Raw genomic sequence first — 11996 nt, forward strand, 5'->3', positions numbered from 1 at the left:
ACGACCAGGTTCAGCCCCAGACCACGGACACCCCTCTCGCACTCGAGCAGCACGGTGGACAACACCCCCCCCACCCCCCCCCCCCCCCCGCCCCCCCCCCCCCCCCCCCCCCCCCCCCCCCCCCCCCCCCCCCCCCCCCCCCACGACGGCTCCACGACCCCCGCCGCGACCCAGTCGTCCAGCCGGCGCAGCAGCGCGTCACCCCGCAGCCGCCCGCCGCGGAACGGCAGCGACAGCTCACGCTCGGGCTCGGCGGTGCCGGTCACCTGCGCCGTGCGCAGCACGCGGGCGGCGGGTGCGGCGGCGAGCGCCGCCAGCTCGGTCTCCCCCTCGGGGCCGGCCACCCGCATGCGCGCGTGCAGGGAGGTCAGCCCGGCCCCGGCGATGGCCCGTGCCGCGTCCGGCGAGGGCAGCCCGGCCTCGACCAGCCGGCGGAAGTGGGTCAGGTAGCCCGCCCGCCAGTTGGTCTCCCGCTCGGCCGCGAGGGCGCCGGCGGCGTCGACGGGGCGCAGCGCGTCCGCGACGACGGCCCGGCCGAGGGCCGCCGTGCTCCGCCGCCCGTCGGCCCCTGCGGGGAACACGACCCCCCGGTCCTCGCTCATGCGCCCTGCTCCATCCGCCCAGCTTCTCGCGGCACCCCCCGCGCGGCCAGCGCAGCACCCCGGAGACCGAGGTCAGCGGCGTCACTGGATTGAGCACGTCCGATTCTGGCTATGGGCAGGAGCACGCCCGCCTCCCGACGTCCCGCGACCTCGGTGCGGCGGCCGGTCACCGTCCGCCGCGCACCGGGAGAGCGAGAGCCCCATGCCCTCTGCAGCCACCGACTTCTACGCGGCGGCCCTGCAGTCCGCCGGAACCGCGGACGCACCCGCGCCGGTGCCGTGGTCGGTGCGGGACGCCGACGGCCGCACGTACTCGCTCGCCGGTGCGCTCGACCGGTGGACCGGCGAGGCCGACGACGTCGATCGCCGCTTCCTCGCCCGGGCCCGGGGCACCGTCCTCGACGTCGGCTGCGGGCCCGGCCGGCTGGCCGCCGAGCTCGCCCGCCGCGGCGTGCACGCGGTGGGGCTGGACATCTCGCCGACGGCGCTGCGGCTGGCCCGGAGCTCGGGCGCCACGGTCATCCGGCGGTCGGTCTTCGAGCCGGTCGACGCCGAGGGGCTATGGGGCACGACGCTGCTGGCCGACGGGAACATCGGCATCGGGGGGAACCCGACCGCGCTGCTGCGCCGCTGCCGGGCCATCGTCGCCCCGGGCGGCCTGGTGCTGGTCGAGACGGAGGGCCCCGGGGCGGGCCAGCGGACGACGCGGCTGCGGTTGGAGCGGGCCGGCGAGGTGAGCTCCTGGTTCGACTGGGCGCACGTGGGCTGCGACGCCGTCGAGCGGATCGCGACGGCGGCGGGCCTGCGCCTCGTGGAGTCCTGGGAGGACGGCGGGCGCTGGTTCGCCGCCCTGCGCCGCAGCCCGGTGCCCGGCGCCGCCTGAGCACGGAGAACGACCCGGCCCCGGACGACGGCGAGCTGCCGTCGGCCGGGGCCGGGTCGTGTCCTGCGCGGAGCCGCCGCCTGGCGGGACCGCGCCGAGATCAGCTGGTGGCGCCCTTCAGCGCCTCCGAGAGCGCGGCCGCCTCGTCGGGCGACAGCTCGACGACCAGACGCCCGCCGCCTTCCAGCGGTACCCGCATGACCAGGCCGCGCCCTTCCTTGGTGACCTCGAGGGGACCTTCACCCGTGCGCGGCTTCATGGCCGCCATGCGTGCCTCCTTCGCCAGCCGCACGTCTGCCTCTGCTGACAGGCGCGCGGTGTCCGATGCTGTGAGCTCCGTGGCAATGATCCCGTATGAGGGCCGTCCGTCCAACACGAGGCCCGTCAGGGTGACGGCGCGTCGCGCTCCGGGGGTGCCGCCCGGAAGCAGCCGGCGACGTGGTCGTCCACCATCCCGGTCGCCTGCATGAGCGCATAGGCGGTCGTCGGTCCGACGAAGACGAAGCCGCGCCGCTTGAGCTCCTTGGCCATGGCGACCGACTCGGGGCTGGTCGCCGGGACCTCGTCGAGGGTCTGCGGGCGGGTGCGCGGGCCCTCCGGCGCGAACGACCAGAGCAGCTCCGAGAGCCCCTCGGGGAGCTGCCCGGCCACCCGCGCGTTGGCGACCGCCGCGTCGATCTTGGCCCGGTTGCGGACGATGCCCGCGTCCGCCATGAGGCGTGCCCGGTCCTCCTCGGTGAAGGCGGCCACGGCGTCGATCCGGAAGCCGGCGAAGGCGGCGCGGAACGCCGGTCGCTTCCGCAGGATCGTGATCCAGGAGAGCCCCGACTGGAAGGCCTCCAGGCACAGCCGCTCGAACAGGGCGTCGTCGCCGCGCAGCGGGACCCCCCACTCCTCGTCGTGGTAGGTGACGTACTCGGGGGCGCTCGTGGCCCAGGCGCAGCGTTGCACGCGGAGACGCTAGCGCCGGCCACCGACGTTCCCGCCGGGCGGCGGGGCCCGGCCGGCCCCAGTAGCGTCCCCGCTCGTGCACGTCCTCGTCACCGGCGGTGCCGGCTTCATCGGCTCGGCCGTCGCCGCGTCCCTCCTCGACGCCGGCCACCAGGTGCGCGTGCTGGACGCCCTGCTGCCCGCCGTCCACCCCGACTACCCCGACGGCCCCCCGCTCCCGGAGGGGGCGGACCTGGTGGTCGGCGACGTCCGCGACGCGGCGGCGGTCGACGGCGCGCTGGACGGCGTCGACGCGGTGTGCCACCAGGCGGCGATGGTGGGCCTGGGTGTCGACGTGCAGGACATGCCGCTCTACGCGGGCATCAACGACCTGGGCACCGCGGTGCTGCTGGCCGCGATGGCCCGGGCCGGCATCGGCCGGCTCGTGCTGGCCGGCTCGATGGTCGTCTACGGCGAGGGCCGGTACTCCTGCCCGGAGCACGGGCCGGTCCCGGCGGCGCCCCGCCGGCGCGCGGACCTCGACGCCGGCCGCTTCGAGCCGCCGTGCCCCCGCTGCGGGCGGCAGCTCGGCTGGGACCTGGTCACCGAGGACGACGCGCCCGACCCGCGCACCACCTACGCGGCCACCAAGCTCGCCCAGGAGCACCTCGCGGCCGCCTGGGCCGGCTCCACCGGCGGCAGCGTCGTCGCGCTGCGGTACCACAACGTGTACGGCCCCCGGATGCCGCGGGACACCCCCTACGCCGGCGTCGCGTCCATCTTCCGCAGCGCGCTGGAGTCCGGCCGCGCCCCCGCGGTGTTCGAGGACGGCGGCCAGCAGCGCGACTTCGTCCACGTGTCGGACGTGGCGACGGCGAACCTCCGGGCGTTGGAGCACCCGCCCGCGGAGTCCACGCTGCGCGCCTACAACGTGGCGTCGGGGCGGCCGCACACCGTGGGCGACATGGCCCGGGCCCTGGCCGACGCCATGGGCGGCCCGGAGCCGGAGGTGACCGGCGGGTACCGGCTCGGGGACGTGCGGCACGTGGTGGCGAGCCCGGCCCGGGCCGAGGCCGAGCTGGGGTTCCGCGCGCGGGTGGACTTCCTCGACGGCATGCGGGAGTTCGCCACCGCGGAGCTGCGCCCGGCCCCGCGCGGCTGAGCCGGCCGGTTCACCACTCGGTGCGCAGGGCCACCTCCGCCACCAGCGCGGTGACCGCGCTCAGCACCAGCCAGACCCGCGCCTGCCGCGGCGGCAGGAACGCCGCGGCGAGCGGCAGCCACACCGTGAAGGGGAGCCAGATCCGCTCGGTCTCCCCGCGGACCAGCCCGGTCAGGTCGCTCACCAGCATCGCGGCCAGCACCGCCAGCGGCAGCAGCGCGAGCGCCGACCGGCGCAGGCAGGCCAGCCCGGCCACCGCCGCGGGGCCCGCCGCCACCGCGGCCGCCGCCAGGTTGGCGACCAGGAAGAACGCCAGCGGGCGGTCGGCGTAGGACGGGCCGGAGCGCACTCGCTCGGCGGTGAGGGACAGCCCCTCGAACCAGTCGTAGCCGGGGACGGCGAACAGCGCGAAGACCAGGACCACCCCACCGGCCGCGACGGCGAGCACCCGCACGACGCCCGGCCAGCCGAGCCGGGGTCGCTGCGCCACCACGACGGCGAGGGCGAGCAGGCCCAGCGACGCCAGCCCGAAGGAGAGGTGCAGGGCCAGCCCGAGCAGCAGCCCGCCGGCCAGGGCACGGGCTGCTGCTCCCCCACCCCGCCCCCGCGCCGCCGCGGTGGCCAGCAGGGCGACGCCCCAGGCCATCACCCCGGCGAACAGCGCGTCGGCGCTGGTGGCCACCCACAGCGCCGTCGGCGCCAGCACGAGGAACGGCGCCACCGCCCGGGCCGCCGGCTCGTCGGCGACCGCGCGCACGGTCACCAGCACGGCCGGCACCGCGAGGGCGCCGGCCGCGATGCACATCGCCGCCGCCCAGCCCAGACCGCCGAGCCCGGCCCGGTCCAGGAGCACGAAGGCCAGCAGCGCCCCGGGCGGGTGCCCCGACACGTGCGTCGTCCAGGGGTCGGCGGAGTCGGCCAGCACCGAGTCGTTGAAGGTGCGCAGGAACTCCCCCAGCCCACCCACCCGGCCGACGTCGTACGGGTACTCGTACGGGCTGCCCAGCGGCTCGGTCAGCCGGCCCCACCCGCTCGCCAGGGCGAGGGCGACCGCCCACCCCGCCGTCGCCGCGGCCGCGCCGGCGAGCAGCACCGGCCACCGCGCGCGCCGCGCCGCGGCCGGCCCCCACAGCACGAGGGCCGACCCCACCGCGGCGGGCAGGAGGACCCGTGGGGACACCAGGGGGTCCCAGGGGCCCCGGATGACGTAGCCGCCGATGAGGTGCAGGTCGACGCCGTCGCGGGTCAGCGCCCGGCCGGCCAGCGCCGTGCCCGCGACCAGGAGGACGGCGAGCAGCAGGCCCACCCAGGGGCGCCACCAGCGGACGCCCGCGACCGGGCCCGTCGCCCGCGGTGCCTCCGTGGTCGCCTCGGTCATCAGCCGGACAGTAGGGCCCCGCCCCCGTGACCGCCCGCCGGCCGGGGACCCCGTCGGCGGGCACGACCGGCGCGTCCGTGGTTGTGTCCTGGGGTGCCCGACGTCGTCCTGCCCTGCCTCGACGAGGCCGGCGCGCTGCCCTGGGTGCTCGGCCGGCTCCCGCCCGGCTACCGCGCGATCGTGGCGGACAACGGCTCGACCGACGGCTCCCCGGCGATCGCGGCCGAGCACGGCGCCACGGTGGTCCACGTCCCGCAGCGCGGCTTCGGCGCGGCCGCGCACGCGGGGCTGGAGGCGGCCGGCGACGACGTCGTCTGCTTCTGCGACGCCGACGGGTCCATGGACCCCGCCGACCTGCCGCTCGTCGCGGGCCCCGTGCTCGCCGGCGACGCCGACCTGGTGCTGGGGCGCCGCCGGCCGACCCGCCGCAGCGCCTGGCCGGTGCACGCCCGGGTCGCCAACCTGGCGCTGGGCGTGATGCTGCGCCGCCGCACGGGCCTGGCCCTGCACGACCTCGGCCCCATGCGCGCCGCCCGCCGCACCGCCCTGCTGGGCCTCGGCATCACCGACCGCCGCTTCGGCTACCCGCTGGAGATGGTCACCCGCGCCGCCGACGCCGGCTGGCGGGTGCGCGAGGTCGAAGTGCCCTACGCGCCGCGCGCCGAGGGCACCCGCTCCAAGGTCACCGGCACCGTGCTCGGCACGGTCCGCACGATCCGCGACATGCGGCAGGTGCTCTCGTCGTGACCCCCACCCAGCTCCTCGTGATCACCAAGGCCCCCGTCCCCGGCCGCAGCAAGACCCGGCTGAGCCCGCCCTGCACGCCCGAGCAGGCGGCGGCGATCGCCGCGGCCGCGGTCGGCGACACCCTCGACGCCGTCCGCGCGACCCCCGTCGCACGGCGGGTCGTCGCGCTCGACGGTGCCCCGGGCGAGCTCGACCTCACCGGCTGCGTCGTCGTCCCGCAGGCCGACGGCGACCTCGGCGTGCGGCTCGCGGCCGCGTTCGCCGACGCCATGGCCGGGCCGGACGGCGCCGTGCCCACCTTGCTGATCGGGATGGACACCCCGCAGGTGACCCCCGACCTGCTGGCGAGCTGCCTCCAGCGCCTGGTCCGGGCAGGCCCAGGCTCGGCGGTGCTGGGCGTCGCCCCCGACGGCGGCTGGTGGGCGCTGGGCCTGCACGAGCCCGGGGCCGCCCAGGTGCTGCCCGGCGTCCCCATGTCGCGCGAGGACACCGCCGTCCGCACCCGCGCGGCGCTGGAGGCGGCCGGCCTCACCGTGCTCGACCTGCCGGTGCTCACCGACATCGACCACTTCCCGGACGCGCTGGCCGTCGCGGAGCGGTGCGCTCCCGGCACCCGGACCCGCCAGGTGGTGACCGGGCTCGCCGCCACCCTCGGGACGGCGTCGTGACCAGCCGGCTCGACCGGCTGCTGGGCGCCCGCCTGCCCGATCCCCCGGAGCAGCTGCGCCGCGGTCCCTTCCGCGCCGGCGCCTTCCCCAGCCCCCTGCACTCCGAGCGGCGCGCGGCGCGGGTCGGCGTCTGGCTCGGGCTGGCCTTCCTCGTGTGCTTCCTGACCGGGCTGGTCAGCGACCTCGTCCAGTCGGGGCCGGAGTGGTTCTCCTGGCCGTCGTCCCCGGTGTGGCTCTACCGGCTGACCCAGGGGCTGCACGTGGCGACCGGGCTCGCCGCGATCCCGCTGCTGCTGGTCAAGCTCTGGACGGTCTACCCGCTGCTGTTCGAGTGGCCGCCGGCCGGCTCCCTCGCCCGTCTGGTCGGCCGGCTGTCGATCCTCGTGCTCGTCGGCACCGCCGCGATGCAGCTGCTCACCGGGCTGATCAACATCGCGCAGTGGTACCCGTTCGGCTTCTTCTTCCCGACCGCGCACTACTGGACCGGGTGGATCGCCATCGGCGCCGTGGCGGTGCACGTCGGCGGGAAGGCACCGGAGATCCGGCGCGGCCTGGCCCGGCGCGGGTCCCGCGCCGCCACCGCCGGCCTGGCTCCCGGGCGGGCCGAGGAGCTCCGCGCGGCGGAGGCGGCCGAGGAGGAGGGGGCCATCGACCGCCGCGCCTTCGTCCTCGCCTCCGGGCTCTCCGTCGCAGCGGTCACCGTCACCACGCTGGGCCAGACGGTCTCCTCCCTCGCCCCGGTGTCCCTGCTCGCGCCGCGGCTGCCGGACGCCGGTCCCCAGGGCCTGCCGGTCAACCAGACGGCGGAGGCGGCGCAGGTCGAGGAGTCCGCGACCGATCCCGGTTACCGGCTGGTGGTCTACGGGCCCCGCCGCCTGGAGCTGTCGCTGGCCGAGCTGCGCCGCCGCCCCCAGCAGACCGAGACGCTGCCCATCGCCTGCGTGGAGGGCTGGAGCGCGACCGGCCGCTGGACCGGGGTCCGCCTGGCCGACCTGCTCGAGGAGGCCGGGCTGCCGCGGAACGCCCGGGTCGTCGTCGAGTCGCTGCAGACGGGCGGGCTCTACCGCACCAGCGTGGTGGCGCCGCCGCACAGCACCGACCCGCGCACCCTGCTCGCCCTGCAGCTCGGTGGCGAGCCGCTCGCCCTCGACCACGGCTACCCGGTGCGGCTCATCGCGCCGAACCGGCCGGGCGTGATGCAGACGAAGTGGCTGGCCCTGGTGCGGCCGGCATGAGCACCGGGATGTCCCGCGACGGGCGCGCGGCGGGGCGGGTCGGGCACGGTGGGCGGGGAGACGGCGACGCCTCCGGCCCGGCCCGGCCGCTCGCGTCGGCGGCCCGTCCGTGGTGGCGGTGGCTGTTCCTGGTGCCGGGGTTCGCCGCCGTCGGCTGGGGCGTCCTCGGCCTGCTGGGCGCCGGCGACCGGGTGCCGCTGTCGGCGTGGGTGCCGTGGTTCGTCGGCAGCGCGCTGCTGCACGACCTCGTCATCGCGCCTCTCGTCGTCCTAGGGGGCGCGCTGATCAACCGCCTCCTCCCCCGGCCCGCCCGCGCGCCGATGGCCGTCGGGCTCGTCGTCGCCGGGGTGCTGGTCGCGGTGGCGCTGGTGTCCGCGCTGGACCCGGGGGACGTGCAGGAGCCGGGCTTCCTGCCGCAGGACTCCTACGGCCTGAACCTGCTGCTGGCCGTCGCCGGGGTGCTGGCGGTCGCCGCGGTGTGGGCGGTCGTGCGCACCCGCCGGGGCTGACCGGTCACCGGGCGGAGGCGTCCACCGCCGCCACGCTCGGCTCGGGGCCGGGCGCGCCGCGCCGGGTCGCCAGGACGCACCCGATGAGCACCAGCGGCAGCCCGAGCGCCAGGCCGAGGGTGAACGGCTCGTCGAGCAGCAGGACGCCGAGCAGCACCGCGACGACGGGGTTGACGAAGGTGATGACCAGCGCCCGCTGCGGCCCCACCTCGCGGATGAGCGCGAAGAACAGCGCCAGCGCCACCGCGGTGCAGACCACGCCCAGGGTCAGCAGCGAGAGCAGCGCGTCCGGCGACGCCGCCGTCACCTGGCCCAGCCGCGGGACGGCGAAGGGGGCGTAGACCACCGCCGTCACGAGCAGCGCGATCGAGCTCGCGGCGACGCCGGGCACCTCGGGCAGCGCCCGGCTGACCACCAGGGGCGCCGTCGCGTAGCCCAGGACCACCAGCCCCACGGCGAGGATCGGCAGCCACTGCGCCCCGTCCAGGTCCAGGCCGAGCAGGAGGGCGATGCCCACCACGCCGACGGCCATGCCGGCCAGCCGCACGGGCGTCAGCCGCTCGTCCTCACCCGCCAGCCGGGCCCCGAGCGCCGCCACGAACGGCACCCCCGCCACCAGCAGCCCGGTGAGCGAGCTGGACAACGTCTGCTCGGCGTAGGACAGCAGCAGCCAGGGCCCGGTCATCTCGAGCGCCGTGAACAGCAGCAGCGCCTTCCAGTGCCGCAGGGCCGGCCGCAGCTGGCCGCGGGCCACCGTCCAGGGCACGAGCAGCGCGGCACCGACGACGCAGCGGGCGAAGACGACCGTGACCGGCGACACCTCCCCGACCGCCACCTTGATCAGCAGGTAGGGCACACCCCAGATCACCGACATGGCGAGGAACAGCGCCCATCCCCGCCGGCTCACCGCGCCGTCCCGTTCCGCACCGGCACATCCTCACCGACCGCCGGCGGCGCGCCGCAGCGGGTCAGTGGTCGCGGGCCAACGCGGCGAAGCGCTTGAGCGACCAGCGGATGCCGAGCAGGGCGACCGGCCGGGCCAGCACCCATCCCAGCCGGCCGAGCACACCGAAGGGCAGGTCGAGCCGCTCGGTCAAGGTGAAGGTGCTGTGCCCGCCGCGAGGCTCGACCTGGAAGATGCCGGGCCCGCGGACCAGCCGGCCGGTGTGCTGCACCTGCACCCGCCGCGGCGGGTCCCACGCCGTGATGACCATCGTGTCCAGGAACCCGAGCCGGGGCCGGCCGGGCAGCGGCAGCCCGGTGCGGGCGGCCAGCCGGCCACCCACCCCCTGCGCCGGCCCGTCCACGGTCTCGACGTCGGTGGCGAGCATCCACTCGCCCTGCCGCGTCCAGTCGGTGAGCAGGGCCCACACCCGCTCGGGCGGCGCCGCCACCTCCACCCGCTCCACCAGCTCAGGCATCCCGCGTCCTCTCCGGGTCGGCCGGCGCGGCGCCCGGGTCGGTGGGCGCCTCCTCCCGGCTGCGTGCGGCCAGCTCGGCACGGAGCGCCGCGATCTCGGCGTCCCGCTCGTCCAGGGTCTGCGCCAGCTGGTCGAGCAGCCAGTCGACCTCGACCATGCGGTAGCCGCGTGCGGTCACCGCGATCCGCAGCCCCCGCACGTCGTCGGCGACCACGCGCCGGTCCTCGGGCAGCTCGACCGGGGAACGGTCGGGGTCGGCCGGCGGCTGGGTCTCGCCGCGGCCGAGCAGCAGCGAGGCGACGAGGAACAGCGCACCCCCGACCAGCAGGACGGCGACGACGAACAGGACGAAGGAGAGCACGTCAGGCGTCGGACGGGCCGGTCGCCGGGGCGCGCATCCCTCCGCCGTTGTCGCCGGCCGCCCGCTCCCGCTCGGCCTCCTGGACGATCGCGACGATCTCCTCGACGTCGTCGGTGCAGTGCAGCAGGTCCACGTCGCCGGGGCTGATCGCGCCGTGCTCGGCCATCGTGTTCCGGACCCAGTCGATCAGGCCGCCCCAGTACTCCGTGCCGTAGAGGACCACCGGGAAACGGGTCACCTTGCGGGTCTGCACGAGGGTGAGCGCCTCGAACAGCTCGTCGAGGGTGCCGAAGCCGCCAGGGAGGATCACGAAGGCCTGCGCGTACTTGACGAACATCGTCTTGCGCACGAAGAAGTAGCGGAACGAGATGCCGACGTCGACCCACTCGTTGAGCTCCTGCTCGAACGGCAGCTCGATGCCGAGCCCCACCGACAGGCCACCGGCCTCCGAGGCGCCGCGGTTGGCCGCCTCCATGGCCCCCGGCCCGCCGCCGGTGATCACGGCGTACCCGGCACGGGTGAGCGCGGCCCCGATCTCCACGCCGGCGGCGTAGTGCGGGTGGTCGCGCGGGGTGCGGGCGCTGCCGAACACGCTGACCGCGCGGGGCAGCTCGGCGAGCAGGCCGAAACCCTCGACGAACTCGCTCTGGATGCGCAGGACACGCCACGGATCGGTGTGCACCCAGTCGCTGGGCCCGCGCTTGTCGAGGAGCCGCTGGTCGGTGGTCGACCCCTGCCGCTGCGGATCGGGCTCCCCGCCGCGGAGCACGATCGGCCCGCGGTGGCGGGTCGGGCGCGGACGCCGGCCCTCCGGCGGTGGGGTGCTGGTCATGCGGTCCTCCCGGAGAGGTAGGCGGTGAGGGCGTCGACGGAGGGCTGCAGCCGGTCGACCCGCACGTGCTCCTCGCGGGTGTGGGCCAGCTGCGGGTCGCCCGGTCCGTAGTTGATCGCGGGGATGCCGAAGGCGGCGAACCGGGCCACGTCGGTCCAGCCGAGCTTGGCGCGGGCGGGGCGGCCGACGGCGGCGATGAACGCGGCGGCGGCCGGCTCGGCCAGGCCGGGCAGCGCACCCCCGGAGTTGTCGACGACGGTGAGCGTCGCGCCGTCCGCGATCGCCTCGGCGAACACCTCGCGGACGTGCGCCTCGGCGGCGTCCTCGTCCCGGTCGGGGGCGTAGCGGAAGTTGACGGTGAGCGAGGCCTCGTCGGGGATGACGTTGCCGGCGACCCCGCCGGAGATGCCGACCGCGTTCAGCCCCTCCCGGTAGGTGCAGCCGTCGATCTCCACCTCGCGCGCCTGGTAGCCGGCGAGCACGGCGAGCGCGCCGGCCAGCCCGTGGACGGCGTTCTGCCCCAACCAGCTCCGGGCGCTGTGCGCGCGGCGGCCGGACGTGGACAGCACCGCGCGCAGGGTCCCCTGGCAGCCGGCCTCGATCTCGCCGTCGGTGGGCTCGAGCAGGATGGCGAGATCGCCGTAGAGCCAGCCGCGCCGCTCCCGGGCCACCCGGCCGAGCCCGTTCTTCACGGCCTCGACCTCCTCGTTGTCGTAGAAGACGAACGTGAGGTCGTGCGCCGGCTCCGCACCGGGGACGCCGAACACCGCGGCCAGCCGCAGCATGACCGCGTCGCCGGCCTTCATGTCGCTGGTGCCGCAGCCGTAGAGCAGGCCGGTGGCGTCGTCGAGCCGGCTGGGCACGTTGTCGGCGATCGGCACGGTGTCCAGGTGCCCGGCGAGGACGACCCGGGTGGGGCGGTCGAGGTTGGTGCGGGCGAGCACGGCGTCCCCCACGCGCTCGACCTCCAGCCCGCCGAGCGCCCGCAGCGCCGCCTCCACCGCGTCGGCCAGCGCCGTCTCGCTGCCGGACACCGAAGGGGCGTCGACGAGGGCACGGGTCAGCGCGAGGACGTCGGCGGACAGGTCCAGCTGCGGCGGGGCACTCACGACTGCCGAGCTTAGTGAAAGGACCTGGCTGCCCCCCGGAACTCGCTGACGCTCGCCCCGGGCCCCTGCAGCCAGGCCGTTCCAGCACCTCACCAACCCCCGGAACTCGCTGACGCTCGCCCCGGGCCCCTGCAGCCAGGCCGTTCCAGCACCTCACCA

14 protein-coding genes and 1 pseudogene are annotated in these 11996 nt (G+C 76.8%); 6 read left to right on the forward strand and 9 right to left on the reverse strand.

Annotated elements, in window-relative coordinates; all coding sequences use genetic code 11:
- A pseudogene (locus tag ACI794_RS20495) lies at window positions 1-602 on the reverse strand (hypothetical protein); the annotation flags it as partial.
- 202 nt (window positions 603-804) lie between these two features.
- Here ACI794_RS20495 and ACI794_RS20500 point away from each other — a divergent pair.
- On the forward strand, window positions 805-1485 hold the full coding sequence (locus tag ACI794_RS20500) for a class I SAM-dependent methyltransferase (RefSeq protein WP_456580784.1): 681 nt from the start codon (window positions 805-807) through the stop codon (window positions 1483-1485).
- A gap of 100 nt (window positions 1486-1585) precedes the next feature.
- Here ACI794_RS20500 and ACI794_RS20505 read toward each other — a convergent pair whose 3' ends face one another.
- Window positions 1586-1753 (reverse strand): DUF3117 domain-containing protein, encoded by a 168-nt coding sequence (locus ACI794_RS20505; protein ID WP_012947303.1) that lies wholly within the window; start codon window positions 1751-1753, stop codon window positions 1586-1588.
- A gap of 116 nt (window positions 1754-1869) precedes the next feature.
- Window positions 1870-2436 carry a DNA-3-methyladenine glycosylase I gene (locus tag ACI794_RS20510; protein WP_456600838.1) on the reverse strand — a complete coding sequence of 189 codons (567 nt, stop codon included), beginning with the start codon at window positions 2434-2436 and terminating at the stop codon, window positions 1870-1872.
- Window positions 2437-2512: 76 nt separating this feature from the next.
- Between ACI794_RS20510 and ACI794_RS20515 the strand changes: the two genes are divergently transcribed.
- Window positions 2513-3577 (forward strand): NAD-dependent epimerase/dehydratase family protein, encoded by a 1065-nt coding sequence (locus ACI794_RS20515; RefSeq protein ID WP_456617247.1) that lies wholly within the window; start codon window positions 2513-2515, stop codon window positions 3575-3577.
- 10 nt (window positions 3578-3587) lie between these two features.
- Here the strand turns inward: ACI794_RS20515 and ACI794_RS20520 are convergent, their stop codons facing one another.
- A complete protein-coding gene (locus ACI794_RS20520; RefSeq protein WP_456600840.1) occupies window positions 3588-4955 on the reverse strand; it encodes a hypothetical protein in 1368 nt (455 codons plus the stop codon).
- Between the two features lie 93 nt (window positions 4956-5048).
- Between ACI794_RS20520 and ACI794_RS20525 the strand changes: the two genes are divergently transcribed.
- From ACI794_RS20525 to ACI794_RS20540, 4 genes are read left to right on the forward strand one after another with little or no spacing between them, the layout of a single operon-like run.
- Complete coding sequence (locus tag ACI794_RS20525; RefSeq protein ID WP_456617248.1) at window positions 5049-5702, forward strand: glycosyltransferase family 2 protein; 654 nt, start codon at window positions 5049-5051, stop codon at window positions 5700-5702.
- Window positions 5699-6370, forward strand: a complete 672-nt coding sequence (locus ACI794_RS20530) for a TIGR04282 family arsenosugar biosynthesis glycosyltransferase (protein ID WP_456617249.1) — start codon at window positions 5699-5701, stop codon at window positions 6368-6370. The genes ACI794_RS20525 and ACI794_RS20530 overlap by 4 nt, the downstream gene beginning before the upstream one ends.
- Window positions 6367-7605 (forward strand): molybdopterin-dependent oxidoreductase, encoded by a 1239-nt coding sequence (locus ACI794_RS20535; RefSeq protein ID WP_456617250.1) that lies wholly within the window; start codon window positions 6367-6369, stop codon window positions 7603-7605. The genes ACI794_RS20530 and ACI794_RS20535 overlap by 4 nt, the downstream gene beginning before the upstream one ends.
- Window positions 7602-8114 (forward strand): hypothetical protein, encoded by a 513-nt coding sequence (locus ACI794_RS20540; RefSeq protein WP_456617251.1) that lies wholly within the window; start codon window positions 7602-7604, stop codon window positions 8112-8114. The genes ACI794_RS20535 and ACI794_RS20540 overlap by 4 nt, the downstream gene beginning before the upstream one ends.
- 4 nt (window positions 8115-8118) lie before the next feature.
- Here the strand turns inward: ACI794_RS20540 and ACI794_RS20545 are convergent, their stop codons facing one another.
- The 5 genes from ACI794_RS20545 to dapE all read right to left on the reverse strand — a co-directional run bounded on the left by ACI794_RS20545 (window position 8119) and on the right by dapE (window position 11837).
- Window positions 8119-9021, reverse strand: coding sequence for a DMT family transporter (locus ACI794_RS20545; RefSeq protein ID WP_456617252.1), 903 nt, complete (start codon window positions 9019-9021; stop codon window positions 8119-8121).
- Window positions 9022-9082: 61 nt separating this feature from the next.
- Window positions 9083-9535 (reverse strand): SRPBCC family protein, encoded by a 453-nt coding sequence (locus tag ACI794_RS20550; RefSeq protein WP_456617253.1) that lies wholly within the window; start codon window positions 9533-9535, stop codon window positions 9083-9085.
- A complete protein-coding gene (locus tag ACI794_RS20555) occupies window positions 9528-9896 on the reverse strand; it encodes a DivIVA domain-containing protein (protein WP_456600847.1) in 369 nt (122 codons plus the stop codon). Before ACI794_RS20555 ends, ACI794_RS20550 begins: the two co-directional genes overlap by 8 nt.
- 1 nt (window position 9897) lies before the next feature.
- Window positions 9898-10728 (reverse strand): LOG family protein, encoded by an 831-nt coding sequence (locus tag ACI794_RS20560; RefSeq protein WP_456600848.1) that lies wholly within the window; start codon window positions 10726-10728, stop codon window positions 9898-9900.
- Complete coding sequence (gene dapE / locus ACI794_RS20565; RefSeq protein WP_456617254.1) at window positions 10725-11837, reverse strand: succinyl-diaminopimelate desuccinylase; 1113 nt, start codon at window positions 11835-11837, stop codon at window positions 10725-10727. The genes ACI794_RS20560 and dapE overlap by 4 nt, the downstream gene beginning before the upstream one ends.
- Window positions 11838-11996: the final 159 nt, after the last annotated feature.

The sequence above is a fragment of the Blastococcus sp. SYSU DS0541 genome (assembly GCF_054050875.1).